Source organism: Streptomyces sp. BE20 (genome assembly GCF_036322525.1).
In the GTDB taxonomy this organism is placed as follows: Bacteria; Actinomycetota; Actinomycetes; order Streptomycetales; family Streptomycetaceae; genus Kitasatospora.
In genome coordinates this window covers 40,341-56,297 of the sequence record NZ_JAQYWW010001085.1, presented here as the reverse complement: position 1 = coordinate 56,297, position 15,957 = coordinate 40,341, and the positions used below count along the sequence as shown (strand labels likewise).

Genomic DNA, 15,957 nt, shown 5'->3' with positions numbered 1-15,957 from the left:
TACCGGCAGTTGACCGACCAGTAGCGATGCCGACATGTGAGACATGCGCGGAACAAGCCCGGTCAGCGGCCCCGCGAATTCACCGCAGCGCCGGTCAACAGCCGTCAGTCCGCGTCAGTGGATGTCGTATTACGACATCTCTCACGACACATCCCGTACGACACATCACCCACGCCGACAACGCCACCGAGGGACCGCGCCGGTTGCGCACAGTCGTCCGTGGTCGTCCGTAGTCGTCCGTCAGTAGGCGCGCGCGACAATCGCGATGTTGCCGTCCTGATCGTCCGTCTGCGGCACCGAACCGTCGGCGGCCACGATGCAGCGCACCGAGACGCCCTGCTCCGCCAGCTTGGCCTCGCCCGCCGGGCCGAGCTCGGCCCAGGAGATGCGGCCCCAGCCGGTGGCAGCGGCCTCGACGGCCTCGTCGAGGTTCTTCACGTCGACCGTGCGGGCCACGCGGCGCTCGCGCGACTCGCGAAGCAACTGCGCCTGGTCCTCGTCGAGGATGCCCGGGAGCAGCTCCACCAGGCCGTCGATCGCGACCGGCTCCTTGCCGCCCGGGATCCGGCGGGCCAGCATCGCGGTGCCGTTCTCCAGGTCGCGCGGACCGACCTCGATGCGCAGCGGCACGCCCTTGAGCTCCCAGTCCACGGCGCGGCGGCCGAACGGGGTGTCGGTGCGGTCGTCGACGACCACCCGGATGCCGGCGGCCTCCAGCCGGGCACCGATCTCGCGGACCTTGGCGAGCACCGCGTCGTCGCCCTTGATGGCGAGGACGACGGCCTGGACGGCGGCCAGCCGCGGCGGGACCCGCAGACCGTTGTCGTCACCGTGCGACATGATCAGGCCGCCGACCATGCGGGTCGAGACGCCCCAGGAGGTCTGCCAGACGTACTCGCGCTCGGCGCCCTGCAGCTGGTACGTGGTGTTGAACGCCTTGGCGAAGTTCTGGCCCAGCTCGTGGCTGGTGCCCATCTGCAGCGCCTTGCCGTCACCCATCATGCCTTCGAGGGTGAGGGTGTTGATGGCGCCGGCGAAGCGCTCCTTGGCGGTCTTGCGGCCGAGCACGACGTCGATGCCCAGCACGTTGGTCATGAAGTCGCCGTAGACCTGGGTGTGGATCATCGAGGCGTACTCGCGGGCGTCCTCGTACGTGGCGTGGGCCGTGTGGCCCTCCTGCCAGAGGAACTCGGTGGTGCGCAGGAACACGCGCGGGCGCAGCTCCCAGCGGACCACGTTGGCCCACTGGTTGATCAGCAGGGGCAGGTCGCGGTGGCTCTGCACCCACTTCGAGAAGTACTCGTTGATGATCGTCTCGGAGGTCGGACGGACGACGACCGGCTCCTCCAGCTGCTTGCCGCCGCCGTGGGTCACCACGGCGAGCTCGGGGGCGAAGCCCTCGACGTGCTCCGCCTCCTTGGTCAGGTAGGACTGCGGGATGAACATCGGGAAGTAGGCGTTCTGGGCGCCGGCCTTCTTGATCCGCGCGTCCATCTCCTGCTGCATCCGCTCCCACAGGCCGTAGCCGTACGGTCGGATGACCATGGTGCCGCGCACCGGACCGTTGTCGGCCAGCTCGGCCTTGCTGATGAGGTCCTGGTACCAGCGCGGGAAGTCTTCCGCCTGAGGGGTGAGAACGGGTGCCTTAGCCATGGGGCGAATGGTACGGCGATCCGGCCTTCGACTTCGAATCGATAGCGCGGCGTCTCACCCGGGGGCGCACCACCCCGACACGCGCGCACCACCCCGCACCCCTCTGGACGCCGCGCCCGAGCCGCTGTTCGCTGGAGTGGGGCGGGACTTTGGGGGGCCGGAGCAGCACACCGAAGGACCGGATAGGAGACCGCGATGGCTTCAGCGCGGGTGACCGGCACGACCGTACGACCCACGGGCGCACCACCGCACGACCCGCGCTCGGTGGCCGAACACGCCGCCGCCCGGGCGCGCGACTGGGCGGAGATCCAGGAACGGATGCTGGTGCCGCTCTACGAGGCCGTCCACGACCGTCTGGAGGTCGGTCCCGCCACCAGCGTGCTGGGGCTGGGCTGCCGGTCGGGACTGGCGCTGCTGCTCGCCGCGGGACGCGGTGCGCAGGTCGCCGGCCTGGAGCCGGAGAGCGAGCTGCGCGAGCTGGCCCGCGGCCGTCGGCTGCGGGTGGGGAGCGGGCCCCGGACGGCGGTGGCCGTCGCCCGCTCGGCCTATTCGCTGGTCACTGTTTTCGAGGGGCTCCCCGGATCCGCCGATCCCTACCGGACGGTGGCCGAGGCGGCCCGGCTGACACTCCCCGGCGGACACGTGGTGCTGGCCTCCTGGGGACCGCGGGAGCGTTGCGGGAGCGCGGCGGTGCTGGACGTGGCGCGCCGGATGGCCCGGCGCAGCACGGCGCGGGACCCGTTCGAGCTGAGTCCGCCCGGAGCGCTGGAGGACCTGCTGGCCGGGACCGGTCTGCGGCCGGCCGGCGGCGGCCGGGTCGGCTGCCCGTTCGCCTACCCGGACCTGGACAGCGCGGTCCGCGGGCTGCTCTCCACCGGTCTGTACGACGCGGCTGCGGAGTTCTCCGGGCTGCCGCTGGTGGCGAAGGAGCTGGAGGAGGCGCTGCACCCGTACCTGCGGCCGGACGGCACGGTGCGGATGGAGAACGTGTTCCGCTACCTCGTCGCCGAGCGGCCGCGCTGACGGGTCACCGGCGGCGGAACGGCGGCGGAACCGCGGCGGAACCGACGGAGCGGGGCGCGCACGACCCGGGGCGCGCCCCGGTCCGCGCACACCTCGCCGGCGCACACCCGCGCCGCAGCCCCCGCCCCCCACCCCTCAGTCCAGCGACTTCCGCGGCACCCCCGCCGCCCGGTACGCCTCCTCCTCGTTCAACGTCTCCGCCGCCAGCAGGGCCTCCGCCAGCGCGTCCAGCCGGGACCGCTGCTCGGTCAGCAGCAGCACCGCCTCGTCGTAGCACTCGGAGACGATCCGCCGGGCCTCCTCGTCCACCGCGTCCAGGGTGGTCGGCGCGGCGGAGAGCCCGTACGCGCCCTGCGGGTCGGACGGGACGGCGGTGAGCCGGCCGACCCGTTCGCTCATGCCCCAGCGGCCGGCCATGCCGCGGGCGATGTTGGTGACCTGCTCCAGGTCGTTCTCCGCCCCGGTGGTGATGACCCCGTAGACGACCTGCTCGGCGGCCATCCCGCCGAGCGCGCCGATGATCCGGCCGCGCAGGTAGGGCTCGGTGTAGGAGTACCGGTCCGTCTCCGGGGTCGAGAGGGTGACCCCGAGGGCCCGGCCGCGCGGCACGATGGTGATCTTGCGGACCGGGTCCGCGCCCGGCTGGAGCATGCCGAGCAGGGCGTGGCCGCTCTCGTGGTACGCCGTCCGCTCGCGCTCCGCCTGCGGCATGACCAGCGGTCGGACGGCGCCCAGCTGGACCTTCTCCAGCGCGTCCGAGAGGTCGCGCTCCCCGACCGCGTCCTGCCTGCGCTTGACTGCCAGCAGGGCGGCCTCGTTGACCAGGTTGGCCAGTTCGGCGCCGGTCATGCCCGGGGTGACCTTGGCGAGCCGGTTGAGGTCGGCGCCCTCGGCCAGCGGGACGGCCCTGGTGTGGATGCGCAGGATCGCGGCGCGGCCGTCGCGGTCCGGCGGGCTGACGGTGATCCGCCGGTCGAACCGGCCGGGGCGCAGCAGGGCCGGGTCGAGCACGTCGGCCCGGTTGGTGGCGGCGATGACGATGACGCCCTCGGAGCCGGTGAAGCCGTCCATCTCGGTGAGGATCTGGTTGAGCGTCTGCTCGCGCTCGTCGTGGCCGCCCATGCCGCCACCGCCGCCGCGCTGGCGGCCGATGGTGTCGATCTCGTCGATGAAGACGATCGCCGGGGCGACCTTGCGGGCCTCGGCGAACAGCTCGCGGACCCGGCTGGCGCCGACGCCGACGATCATCTCGATGAACTCCGAGGCGGACGCGGAGAAGAACGGCACGTCGGCCTCGCCCGCGACGGCCCGGGCGAGCAGGGTCTTGCCCGTGCCGGGCGCGCCGCTGAGCAGCACGCCGCGCGGCATCTTGGCGCCGAGCCTGCGGTACTGCTGCGGGTTCTTCAGGAAGTCGACCACCTCGGTGAGCTCGGCCTCGACCTCGTCGATACCGGCCACGTCGGCGAAGGTGGTGCGCTTGCCTGACTCCGCGGTGACCGGCTTCGGCGGGGTCTTGCGGCCGAGCGGGCCGGCGCCCAGGCCGCCGGCCATCCGCCGGGCGAGCAGCACCCAGACCAGGATGAGCAGCAGCATCGGGGCGAGCGAGAACAGCAGGTTGACGAGGAAGCTGCGCTGCTGGACGACCGGTTCGGCGGTGACCTCGACGCCCTGCTGCTGGAGGGTGGCCCAGAGGTCGTCACCGGCGAAGACCGGGCGCTGGGTGTCGAAGTCGGTGTACGTCCCCTTCTCACCGTCCGGCTTGGGCTCGGCGTTCTTGAGGGTTCCCTCGATCGAGTCGCCCTTGGAGTAGATCTTGGTGATGTTGCCCTTGTTCAACTGGTTGTTGAACTCGGTGTAGGAGATCGTGGTGGCGCCGCCGGGACCGAAGAAGGACAGCAGCAGATCGCTGATCAGGAACACCACGAGGGCGGTGAGGACGAGGCCGAACCAGCCGCCCGGCATCTTGCGGCGCGGGGGTGGCGGCGGAGGGGCGCCCTCGGAGCGCCACGGCTGGTCGGGGGTCTGGCGCGGCGGCACGGGATCGGTCACCCATCGGACAATACGGACATCTGCTCGGGTCCTTCAACCGCAACGCCGCGCCGCACACGCCGCACGGACGGCCGCCCCGACCGCCCCGGACCGGCCACCCCTCCGGACCCGGACCGGCCACCCCTCCGGACCCGACCGGCGACCCCGACCGCCCCGGACCGGCTACCCCTCCGAGCCCGGACCGGGCCACTCCTCCGCCGTCAGCGCGAACCGCTCGTGGTCCCGCCACTCGCCCTGGAGGAACAGCATCCGGGGGGTGAACCCCTCGTGCCGGAAGCCCAGCCGCTTGGCCAGCCCGATCGAGCGCCCGTTGTCCGGCTGCACGTTGATCTCCAGCCGGTGCAGGCCGAGACCGTCCTCCGTCTGCGGGGCGAAGCAGCGGTCCAGCACCAGCCGCATGCCCTCCGTCATCCTCCCGGTGCCGGCGAACGGCAGGTAGGAGTCGTAGCCGAGCGAGCCGTTGCAGAACCGGCCCATCACGATGTTGGCCACGTTGACCTTGCCGACCAGCCCACCGGTCTCCCGGTCGACCACCAGGAAGGTCCGCAGACCCGGCCCCTGGCGTTCCAGCAGGTCCGGCAGCCCGTCCGGCTCGACCGGGTTCCACCGCCCGATGTGGTCGGCGGACCGCCGGACCGCCTGGGCGTACGCCACCTCGTCACCGGACCGCGGGGCCCTGATCGTCACTCGCATCCGACCATCATCGGGCATGCGAACGGCCCGCCGCCCGGAGGTTCCGGGCGGCGGGCCGTCGAAGCGGACGACAAGGGCCTACAGCAGGTCCTTGAACTCCTTGGGCAGCTCGAAGTCGGACGGGCCCTTGCCCGCGCCGAGGCCGAACGCACCGCCCTCGGCGGGCGCCTGGCCCGCGCCGGGGCCGAGCGTGCGCCGCTCGGCGGCCGCGGCCTCCTCCTGCGCGCGCTTCAGCGGGTTGCCGCTCTTGCGCTTGCCCTTGGCGGCCGGGGCCTTCTTCGCGGACTTCTTCGCGCCGCCGCCCATCCCCGGGATGCCCGGCATCCCGGGGATGCCCTTGCCGGAGGCCATCGCGGACATCATCTTGCGGGCCTCGAAGAACCGCTCGACCAGGTTGTTGACCTCGCCGACCTGCACACCCGAACCCTTGGCGATACGGGCGCGCCGCGAACCGTTGATGATCTTCGGGTCGGTCCGCTCGGCCGGGGTCATCGACTTGATGATCGCGCCGACCCGGTCGACGTCCTTGTCGTCGATGTTGTTGATCTGCTCGCGGATCTGGCCCATGCCCGGCAGCATGCCGAGCAGCTTGGAGATCGAGCCCATCTTGCGGACCTGCTCCAGCTGGGACAGGAAGTCGTCGAGCGTGAAGTCCTTGCCGCCGCCCTGCAGCTTGGAGGCGATCTTCTCGGCCTCGGCCTGCGAGAAGGTCTGCTCGGCCTTCTCGATCAGCGAGAGGACGTCACCCATGCCCAGGATGCGCGAGGCCATCCGGTCCGGGTGGAAGGCGTCGAAGTCGTCGACCTTCTCGCCGTTGGAGGCGAACATGATCTGCCGGCCGGTGACGTGCGCGACCGAGAGCGCGGCACCGCCCCGGGCGTCGCCGTCGAGCTTGGAGAGCACGACACCGGTGAAGTCGACGCCGTCGAGGAAGGCCTGCGCAGTCGTGACCGCGTCCTGGCCGATCATCGCGTCGACGACGAACAGGACCTCGTCCGGGTCGACCGCGGCACGGATGTCGGCGGCCTGCTGCATCAGCTCGGCGTCGATGCCGAGGCGGCCGGCGGTGTCGACGACGACCACGTCGAACTGCTTCTGCTTGGCGTACTCGATCGAGTCCCGCGCCACCTGGACCGGGTCGCCGACGCCGTTGCCCGGCTGCGGGCCGTAGAACGCGACACCGGCGCGCTCGGCGACGACCTGCAGCTGGTTGACCGCGTTGGGGCGCTGGAGGTCGCAGGCGACCAGCAGAGGGGTGTGCTTCTGCTGCTTCAGCCAGTGGCCGAGCTTGCCCGCGAGCGTGGTCTTGCCGGCGCCCTGGAGACCCGCCAGCATGATCACCGTCGGGCCGTTCTTGGCGAACCGCACCCGTCGGGTCTCGCCACCGAGGATGGCGATGAGCTCCTCGTTGACGATCTTGATGATCTGCTGGGCCGGGTTCAGCGCACCGGAGACCTCGGAGCCGAGCGCGCGCTCCTTGATCTGCTTGATGAAGGCCCGGACGACCGGCAGCGCGACGTCCGCCTCCAGCAGCGCGATGCGGATCTCGCGGGTGGTGGCGTCGATGTCCGCCTCGCTGAGGCGGCCCTTGCCCCGGAGGTTCTTGAACGTCGCTGCGAGGCGATCGGAAAGGGTGTCGAACACGTCGTCGCGGGTCCTCTGCGGCATCGGTATCAGTACGGTCGTCGCCCCCAAGGGTATCCGGCCGCCCCGGGAGCGGTCTCCACCCGGGCTCGCCGAGCCCCGCCCGAGCCCCGGACCAGCGCCGGACCGGGCCCGCCCGTGCCCCTCCCGGGCCCCGGACCGGCCCCCTCCGAGCCTCAGCCCAGCGCCGCCCGGACGGCCGCCGCCACCTCGCCGGCCCGCTGCGCGGCGAGCGGACGGCCCGCCTCGTCGGTCAGGTAGAAGGCGTCGACGGCGTCCGCCCCGAGCGTGGACACGTACGCCGTCCGGACCCGCACCCCGGCACCGTCCAGTGCCCGGCCGATCCGGTGCAGCAGCCCCGGCGCGTCGTGCGCACGCACCTCCAGCACCGTCGCCGTCGACGAGGCCACCGGCGGCGCCACCGCGACCAGCGGCGGAGGGGTGGGGATGCCCCGCCGGCGCGGCGCCGCGGCGTCCCGCTCGGCGAGCCGGCGCGAGACGTCCAGCGAACCGTCCAGCGCCCGGCGCAGGTCGGCCCGGAGCCGGGCGGCCTCCGGCAGCTCGCCGAACTCGGCCGCCACCGTCCAGGAGAGCAGCAGCACCGGCCCGGCGCCGATCGGGTCCAGCTCCCGCAGTCCGGCCGAGCGGACGGCCAGCCGGTGCAGCGCGAGCACCCCGGCCACGGTGCCGAGCAGACCGGGCCGGTCCGGAACGGCCAGCAGCAGCCGCACGCCCATCGGCTCGGCCCCCGTCTCGTCCACCTCGGCCTGGGCGAGCAGCGAGAGCGCCGGGCCGCCGGTCAGGGCCGCCTCCACGGCGAGCCGCTCCTGTTCGGCGGTCGGCTCGGCCTCGACGGGGTGGGTGTACCCGCGGCCGAAGGCCGCGGGAGGACGGGCCCCGGCGAGCCGGGCGGCGGCCCGCTCGGCCAGGCCGTCCACCAGCGAGGCCCGCCAGCGGCTCCACGCGGCCGGGCCGGTGGCCAGTGCGTCGGCCTCGGTCAGCGCGTGCAGGAGTTCCAGCTGCGGCAGGGTGGTGACCACCTTGGTGATCGCGTCGACGGTCGCCGGGTCGTCCGGGTCCCGCCTGGTCGCGGTGTCCACCAGGGTCAGGTGGTGGCGGACCAGCACCGCGAGGGTCTCCACCGACTCCGGGTCGAAGCCCATCCGGGCCGCCACGTCGCGGACGATCACCTCGCCGGCCTCGCTGTGGTCACCGGGCCAGCCCTTGCCGATGTCGTGCAGCAGCGCGGCGACGAGCAGCAGGTCGGGCCGGGCCACCCGGCGGGTCATCGCGGCGGCCCGCACCGCCGTCTCCACCAGGTGCCGGTCCACCGTCCAGCGGTGCACCGCGTTGCGTTGCGGACGGCACCGGACCCGCTCCCAGTCCGGCAGCAGCCGGGTGATCAGCCCCTCGGCCTCCAGCGCCTCCCAGACCGGCAGGCAGGCCTCGCCCGCACCGAGCAGGGTGACGAGCTGCTCGCGCGCCTCGTCCGGCCAGGGCACCGGCAGCGGGCGGCATTCGGCGGCCAGCCTGCGCACGGTCGCGTAGGAGACGGTCAGGCCGTTCTGGGCGGCGGCCGCCGCGGCGCGCAGCGGCAGCACCGGGTCGGCGGCGGGGCGCGCGCCCTGGGCGAGCACCGCCTCGCCGTCCTGCTCGACCACGCCCTCGGCGAGCGGGCGGCGGTCGACCGTGCCCCGGGCCACCGCGCCCGCACCGCGCCCGGACCCGCCGAACGGGCCGCCGAACGGGCCGGCGAACGGGAAGGAGAGCCGGTGCGGGCGCCGGCCCCGGGCCGAGCGGTCGGCCAGCACCCGGTCCACCGCCCGCCAGGTGACGTCGCCCGCGTAGGCGATGGTCCGGGCCGCCTCGTAGACCTGGCGCAGCAGGGTGTCCGCGTCCAGGACGCCGAGCCGCTCGGCGACCTGGTCCTGGTCCTGCAGGCTGAGCCGTTCGGTGGCCCGGCCGGTGACCAGGTGCAGGGCGTCGCGGACGTCGGCCAGCCGGAGCGCGGCGGCGTCCAGACCGTCCCGGGGCGCGTCGGCCAGCCAGGTCGCGGCGACGGCGTTGAGCGCGACCACGTCCCGCAGGCCGCCGCGGGCCTCCTTGAGGTCGGGCTCCAGCAGGAAGGACAGCTCACCGTGCCGTTCGGCCCGCTCGCGGCCGAGTTCGCGCAGTTCGGGCAGGCGTTTCGGGGCGCTCGCCCGCCAGTCGGCGAGGACGGCGGAGCGCAGTGCGGCGGTGAGTGCCGGGTCGCCGGCCACGTGCCGCGCGTCCAGCAGGCCGATCTGCGCCTTGAGGTCGGCGGCGGCGACCGACCGGGCCTCGGCCGGGGTGCGGACGGAGTGGTCGAGCGCGGCGCCGGCGTCCCAGACCGGGTACCAGAGGCGCTCGGGCAGCGCCGGGTCGAGCGGGCCCTCGTGCAGCAACAGGACGTCGAGGTCGCTGCGCGGGGAGAGTTCGCCGCGCCCGTAGCCGCCGACCGCGACCAGGGCGACGCCGCCGGGGGCTCCGGCCGCCTCCAACAGGCCGGCCAGCCAGTCGTCGGTGAGCGCGGACAGCGCGGCGCGCCGGTCCCGGCCGCCGGGACCGGGACCGGCCAGCAGCCGGGCCCGGGCGGCGACGTGGTCGAGGGTGCCACCGCCGGAGTCGTCGTGGGAGTCGTCGCGGAGGTCGTCGGTTCCGGTAGCCATGCGAAGTCCCCGTCCGTGGTCGTGCGGGTGGAGCGAGCGGCGCCGATACGCCGTCAGCGGACCTGCGACCGGGGGTGGTCGCAGGCCCGCCTACGTGATCATCCGAATGCTAGGGCGTTCCTAGAGGGCGTCGGGGCCGCGTTCACCGGTCCGGACCCGGACGGCGGTGTCGACGGGGACCGCCCAGACCTTGCCGTCGCCGATCTTGCCGGTCCGGGCGGCCTTCACCAGGACGTCGATCAGCTGGTCGGCGTCGTCGTCCTCCACCAGGACCTCGATTCTGACCTTGGGCACCAGGTCCACGGTGTACTCCGCACCACGGTAGACCTCGGTGTGGCCGCGCTGGCGGCCGTAGCCGCTGGCCTCGGTGACGGTCAGGCCGTGCACGCCGAAGGCCTGCAGTGCGGCCTTCACCTCGTCCAGGCGGTAGGGCTTGATGACGGCGGTGATGAGCTTCATCAGGCGTCGACCTCGGTCTTCTCGGTGCTCTTCGGAGCGACGGCGGGGGCGGCACCGGCAGGAGCACCGGCGGCGGGGGCGGCGGCGACGACCGAGGCGGCCGGGGCGTGCGAGGTCCGGGCGAGGCCGGCGCCCAGGGCGCTGAAGTCGTACGCGGACTCGGCGTGCTCGGCCTGGTCGATGCCGGCGACCTCGACCTCCTCGGCGACCCGGAAGCCGATGGTGCGGTCGATCGCCTTGGCGAGCAGCCAGGAGAGCACGAAGGAGTACGCGCCGACCACGGCCACGCCCATCGCCTGCTTGCCGAGCTGCTCCAGCCCGCCGCCGTAGAACAGGCCCTTGGCGGTCTGGCCGACGGTGCCGGTGGCGAAGAGGCCGACCAGCAGCGAGCCGATCGCCCCGCCGACGGCGTGCACACCGACCACGTCGAGCGAGTCGTCGAAGCCGAAGCGGTACTTGAGGCTGATCGCGGCGGCGCAGGCCGCACCGGCGATCAGGCCGATCGCCACCGCGCCGAGCGGGGAGACCGAACCGCAGGCGGGGGTGATGGCGACCAGACCGGCCACCGCGCCGGAGGCGGCGCCCAGCGTGGTGAACGCGCCGTGCCGCAGCTTCTCGTAGATCAGCCAGCCGACCAGCGCGGCCGCCGTGGCGACCTGGGTGTTGATCAGGGCCATCGCCGCGACGCCGTTGGCGGCCAGGGCCGAGCCCGCGTTGAAGCCGAACCAGCCGAACCAGAGCAGCCCGGAGCCGAGCATCACCAGCGGCAGGCTGTGCGGGCGCATCGGGTCCTTACGGAAGCCGACCCGCTTGCCGAGCACCAGGCAGAGCGCCAGGCCCGCGACGCCGGCGTTGATGTGGACGGCGGTGCCGCCGGCGAAGTCGATCACGCCGTTGCGGTCGCCGAGCCAGCCGCCGTTGCCGCCGTCGAAGAAGAACACCCAGTGCGCGACCGGGAAGTAGACGACGGTCACCCAGAGTCCGACGAACAGGCCCCAGGCCGCGAACCGGGCGCGGTCCGCGATCGCCCCGCTGATCAGGGCCGGGGTGATGATGGCGAACATCAGCTGGAAGGACGAGAACGCGGTGACCGGGATCGTTCCGGCGAGATCGGTGACGCCGATGCCGCGCATCCCGAGGAAGTCCAGGTTGCCGATCAGTCCGGCGCCCGCGTCGGGGCCGAAACTGAGCGAGTACCCGTAGAGGACCCAGAGCACGCTGACGATGCCGAGCGAGAGGAAGCTCATCGCCAGCATGTTGAGGGTGCTCTTGGCCCGGACCATCCCTCCGTAGAAGAAGGCCAGCCCCGGGGTCATCACCATGACCAGGGCCGCACTGATGAGCACGAAGGCGGTGTCGCCCGCGCTGAAGCCGTCCGGCATCGGCGTCTCCTCTGAGTGGAAGCCGCTCCGCACCCGGGTTTCCTGTCCCGTGTACCCGGGGCGTCGGCGATGAGAAGGAGAGTGCCGAAGGCTGGTTTCGGCCGATGCGGCCGGTTGTTTCGCGGCGGTGACGAGGGCGACACCGGGGTTACGCCCGCGTGAACCCCGGCCACGCCGGACCGCCGGACGGGTTACCGTACGGCCGCTCCGCACGGGGCGTGCCGGATACGCCACCGACCGTACCGGCGGCGGCCGGTACGGTCGGCGGAGCGTGACGGGAGCGGCGGGTCAGACCACCGAGACGTACTCGGGAATGTCCTGAACCACCCGCTCCTGGAGCCGGCTGACCGCGTCGACGCCCTGGAACCGGACGGCGGCGGCCTCGGTGGTCTTGCGGACCCGGGAGTTCAGCCGCTCGGAGCGGACCTTGGTGGCGATGTCGACCGCCTGCTCGGCGAAGACGGCGGCCTGCTCCGGCTCCTTCTGCAGCAGGTGCACGCTGGCCATGCCGATCAGGTTGAAGGCGTACGAGCGGACGTGGTCGCCGTCCTGCCGGAACAGGTCGACCGCCCGTTCCATCACGGGCGCGGACATCGAGGCGTACAGCTCGGACTGGTCGGAGTGGTAGGCGAGGTCGCGGAAGGAGTGCGCGTTCTCCGCGTTCAGCTCGGCCGGCGAGAAGAACTTCAGCCAGTCCGGGTCGCCGTCGCCCTCGCGGATGTCGGTGAAGGTGTCCTCGGCCAGCCGGACCGCCCGGGCGCAGCGGTTCACCTCGCCGATGGTCGCGTAGGCGCGCGCCTCCATCGCGTACAGCAGCGACTGCTGGCGCGGGGTGGCGGTGTCACGGCTGCCGTACTGGGCGAGGTGGATCAGCTCCAGCGCGTCCTCGCCCCGGTTGAGGTGGATCATCTGGCGGCTCATGTCGGTGAGGATCAGCGCGCCGAACGGGCGGTCGCCGGCCTCCTTCGCGGCGTGCAGCGCCAGCACGTAGTACTTCTGCGCGCTGGGGTGCATGCCGACGTCGTAGGACATCCAGCCGGCCAGGTGGGCCAGCTCGGCGGTGAGCCGGAACAGCCGCCGGGTGGTCTGTTCGGGGTAGGTCTCCTGGAGCAGGTCGGTGACCTCGTGGAGCTGGCCGACCACGGCCTTGCGGCGCAGCCCGCCGCCGTTCTGCGCGTCCCACTGCCGGAACATGACCGTGGTCTGCTCCAGCAGTTCCAGCTCGGGCTCGGAGAGTCGGCCGGTGAAGGGCTCGCCGCCGTTGGCGGCGGTGAGGATCGGGGTGGGCGTGCCGTTCGGGCCGGGGGCGAGCCAGCGCTGCATCGGCTCGATCAGCGCGGCACCGGCGGTCAGGGCGAGCGAGGTGCCCAGGAAGCCCCGCCGGTTGAGCATGAGGTCGCTGCGCGAGTAGTCGCTGATCAGCTGGACGGTCTGGGGGGCGCTCCAGGGCAGGTCGACGCCGCCGCCGACGGTGGAGACCGGGATGGCCGCGCGCAGGCCGAGATCCTCGATGGAGACCACGGAGCCGAAGCGCTCGGAGAACAGTTCCGACATGATCTTCGGGATCGGCTCGCGGGGCTGCTCGCCGTCGAGCCAGCGGCGCACCCGCGAGGTGTCGGTGGAGACGTGGTGGGCGCCGATCTGGCGAGCCCGTCGGTTGACCTGACGCGCCAACTCGCCCTTGGACCAACCGCTCCGGGCGAACCACGTGGTCAGCTTCTCGTTGGGTTGCTTCTCTGCCATGGGAACGTCCCCATCCCGCCCGGCCCCTGCTGCGGGGCCCCCGATCGTGACCGCCCGACGGTTGCGGGCTCTTACCGGTGCCGAACCTGCGGCGCCACCGCCGCCGGACCCACCGTCAGCTCCCCAACTCCCGGCTCCCCAGCGCCCGGAGCGGACTCCCCGACGAGGTCCGTGTGCTGAACGTAATGCCCCGCGTACCGTCCGGGGGAGCGGCCCTGGCGAAACGCCACCTTTCGCCACCCCCAGGAGTGAACCGAACCGAGTCGGCACGCGCTTGACTAGGTAGTCCCGACGGTCCGGCATATGCGGGCCGCCAAGTCCCCACCGGCACCCGGCCCTTCACGACAATGCGCCCCAGCCACAGGCGAGTTTGCCGTGCGCGCCGATCGACGCCCACCCCGCCCGCACGACGATCCGGCATCGGTACCGCCCGCCACAAGGCGGCGCCCGAGGCACACCACCGCAACAGGCGCACTCCGCGCGCTGCGCGCCGCCACCGCACAACGCACCACGCACCAGACAATCAACACAAAGTCACCGTCCCGTAACCATCGGCGACGAGAACCTGTTGGGGGAGGCATGGACAACCTGTTCGGCGAACTTCGACTGGGGCACCTTCGGCTGGCACCGCTGGGCGTGCGCCGCCGCACCCGCGTCACCGCGGGCCAGGCGGCCGCGGAGTACACCGGCCGGTGGGGCTGGGCCGTCGTCGTCGGCGAGCCGGCCCGCGCAGCCACCACCCCGGCCGACTGCCACTGCGGCACCCCGCGTTGCGCCGCTCCCGGTCTGCACCCCGTACCCGGCGGCGGACCCTCCGCCCGCCCCGGCCCGGACGTCTCCGTCCTGTTCCCCACCGGCCGCGCCTTCGACGTGCTGGACGTCCCCGAGCAGGCCGGGCTGCAGGCGCTGGTCCGGCTGGAACGGATGGGCACCCAGGTCGGCCCGGTCCTCGCCGCACCCACCGGTCGGCTGCAGTTCCTGGTCGCGGCCGGCACCGCCCGCCGGCTGCCGGACCTGCTGTACCGGATGGGCTGGGACGACGCCGCGCTCGACCTCACCTGCCACGGAGAGGGCAGCTTCGTCGCCGCCCCGCCCACCGTGCTGGGCGCCCTCGGCCCGGTCCGCTGGCTGCGCCGCCCCACCCGGGACAACGCCGGCTGCCCGCCCGAGGCCCGACTGCTGCTCGGCACCCTCGCCTACGCCTGCCACCGCGGCCGGGAGCGCACCGCCGAACCCGCCTGGATGGCCGGCTGATCGTCCGCCGGCCCGGCACGGACCACGGTCGGCAGGCCGGAGCGGCGAGCGGGGTCACCGGACACGCCCCGGACACGCCGAAGGGCCCGCCCCTCACGGAGCGGACCCTTCTCGGAAGGACCGGGCGGGCCGGGGTCAGTCCCCGATCAGCGCGTCCACGAACGCACCCGGCTCGAACGGCGCCAGGTCGTCCGCACCCTCGCCGAGCCCGATCAGCTTCACCGGGACGCCCAGCTCGCGCTGGACCGCGACCACGATGCCGCCCTTGGCGGTGCCGTCCAGCTTGGTCAGCACGATGCCGGTGATGTCGACCACCTCGGCGAAGACACGGGCCTGGACGAGCCCGTTCTGACCGGTGGTGGCGTCCAGGACGAGCAGCACCTCGTCCACCGGACCGTGCTTCTCGATCACCCGCTTGACCTTGCCCAGCTCGTCCATCAGGCCGGTCTTGGTGTGCAGCCGGCCCGCGGTGTCCACGAGCACGGTGTCGACGCCCTCGGCGATGCCCTCCTTGACCGCGTCGAACGCGATCGAGGCCGGGTCGCCGCCCTCGGGCCCGCGCACGGTGCGCGCGCCGACCCGCTCGCCCCAGGTCTGCAGCTGGTCTGCGGCGGCGGCGCGGAAGGTGTCGGCCGCGCCGAGCACCACCGTGCGGCCGTCGGCGACCAGCACCCGGGCCAGCTTGCCGGTGGTGGTGGTCTTGCCGACACCGTTGACGCCGACCACCAGGACGACGGCCGGACCCTCCTCGTGCCTGGTGGAGTGGACCGTGCGGTCGGCGTCCTTGCCGATCAGCTCGACCAGCTCCTCGCGGAGCAGCCCGCGCAGCTCGTCCGGGGTGCGGGTGCCGAGCACCTTCACCCGGGTGCGCAGCCGCTCGACCAGCTCCTGGGTGGGGGCGACGCCGACGTCGGCGATCAGCAGGGTCTCCTCGATCTCCTCCCAGGTGTCCTCGTCGAGGTGCTCGCGCGAGAGCAGCGAGAGCAGGCCCTTGCCGAGCGAGTTCTGCGAACGGGAGAGCCGGGAGCGCAGCCGGACCAGCCGGCCGGCGGTGGGCTCGGGGACGTCGAGGGCCGGAACCTCCTCGGCCACGGACGGTCCGGGGACGGCCTCGTCCTCGGCCTCGGGGAGCTCCACCTCCTCGACGGTGCGACGGGGCTCCTCGGTCGGCGGCGCGGCCTCCTCGCCGACGGCGGGCTCGCGCGGGGTCGGGGGCGCCGTGATGACCGGCGCCTGCGACTTCGGGGGCAGCTGCTGGCGTCGTCTGCCGGAAACGACGAGTCCGGCGATCGCTCCGACGGCGACCACCGCGATGACTACGGCAAGAATCACGTATTCCATAACCCGTCCAGTATCCGTGACGGGGG

The 15,957-nt window shown here is 73.2% G+C and carries 11 protein-coding genes; 2 read left to right on the top strand and 9 right to left on the bottom strand.

The features are described 5' to 3' along the window. Positions 1 to 240 precede the first annotated feature (240 nt). Positions 241 to 1,653: a proline--tRNA ligase gene (proS, locus tag PUR61_RS31360; RefSeq protein WP_329882882.1), complete on the bottom strand. Its 1,413-nt coding sequence runs from the start codon at positions 1,651 to 1,653 to the stop codon at positions 241 to 243. Positions 1,654 to 1,848: 195 nt separating this feature from the next. On the opposite strand from proS, the gene PUR61_RS31355 reads away from it, so the two are divergent. Continuing rightward, complete coding sequence (locus PUR61_RS31355) at positions 1,849 to 2,676, top strand: class I SAM-dependent methyltransferase (RefSeq protein WP_329882880.1); 828 nt, start codon at positions 1,849 to 1,851, stop codon at positions 2,674 to 2,676. 135 nt (positions 2,677 to 2,811) lie between these two features. On the opposite strand, the gene ftsH is transcribed toward PUR61_RS31355, so the two are convergent. The 7 genes from ftsH to nsdA form a co-directional block, all read right to left on the bottom strand. Then, positions 2,812 to 4,725 carry an ATP-dependent zinc metalloprotease FtsH gene (gene ftsH, locus PUR61_RS31350; protein WP_329882879.1) on the bottom strand — a complete coding sequence of 638 codons (1,914 nt, stop codon included), beginning with the start codon at positions 4,723 to 4,725 and terminating at the stop codon, positions 2,812 to 2,814. Positions 4,726 to 4,887: 162 nt separating this feature from the next. Further along, positions 4,888 to 5,418: a GNAT family N-acetyltransferase gene (locus PUR61_RS31345; RefSeq protein ID WP_329882878.1), complete on the bottom strand. Its 531-nt coding sequence runs from the start codon at positions 5,416 to 5,418 to the stop codon at positions 4,888 to 4,890. A gap of 78 nt (positions 5,419 to 5,496) precedes the next feature. Then, entirely contained in the window at positions 5,497 to 7,062 is a 1,566-nt protein-coding gene (gene ffh, locus PUR61_RS31340) for a signal recognition particle protein (RefSeq protein WP_329882917.1), read from the bottom strand. 176 nt (positions 7,063 to 7,238) lie between these two features. Next, the gene (locus PUR61_RS31335) at positions 7,239 to 9,752 is read right to left on the bottom strand and encodes a [protein-PII] uridylyltransferase (protein ID WP_329882877.1); all 2,514 of its coding nucleotides are present in this window, start codon (positions 9,750 to 9,752) and stop codon (positions 7,239 to 7,241) included. A 120-nt stretch (positions 9,753 to 9,872) separates the two neighbouring features. Then, positions 9,873 to 10,211: a P-II family nitrogen regulator gene (locus PUR61_RS31330; protein ID WP_327681022.1), complete on the bottom strand. Its 339-nt coding sequence runs from the start codon at positions 10,209 to 10,211 to the stop codon at positions 9,873 to 9,875. Next, positions 10,211 to 11,593, bottom strand: a complete 1,383-nt coding sequence (locus PUR61_RS31325) for an ammonium transporter (RefSeq protein WP_329882876.1) — start codon at positions 11,591 to 11,593, stop codon at positions 10,211 to 10,213. The genes PUR61_RS31330 and PUR61_RS31325 overlap by 1 nt, the downstream gene beginning before the upstream one ends. A 288-nt stretch (positions 11,594 to 11,881) precedes the next feature. Next, the gene (gene nsdA / locus PUR61_RS31320; protein WP_329882875.1) at positions 11,882 to 13,336 is read right to left on the bottom strand and encodes a transcriptional repressor NsdA; all 1,455 of its coding nucleotides are present in this window, start codon (positions 13,334 to 13,336) and stop codon (positions 11,882 to 11,884) included. 579 nt (positions 13,337 to 13,915) lie between these two features. On the opposite strand from nsdA, the gene PUR61_RS31315 reads away from it, so the two are divergent. Next, positions 13,916 to 14,590, top strand: a complete 675-nt coding sequence (locus PUR61_RS31315) for a bifunctional DNA primase/polymerase (RefSeq protein WP_329882874.1) — start codon at positions 13,916 to 13,918, stop codon at positions 14,588 to 14,590. 135 nt (positions 14,591 to 14,725) lie between these two features. Here PUR61_RS31315 and ftsY read toward each other — a convergent pair whose 3' ends face one another. Continuing rightward, entirely contained in the window at positions 14,726 to 15,931 is a 1,206-nt protein-coding gene (ftsY, locus tag PUR61_RS31310; RefSeq protein WP_329882873.1) for a signal recognition particle-docking protein FtsY, read from the bottom strand. Positions 15,932 to 15,957: the final 26 nt, after the last annotated feature.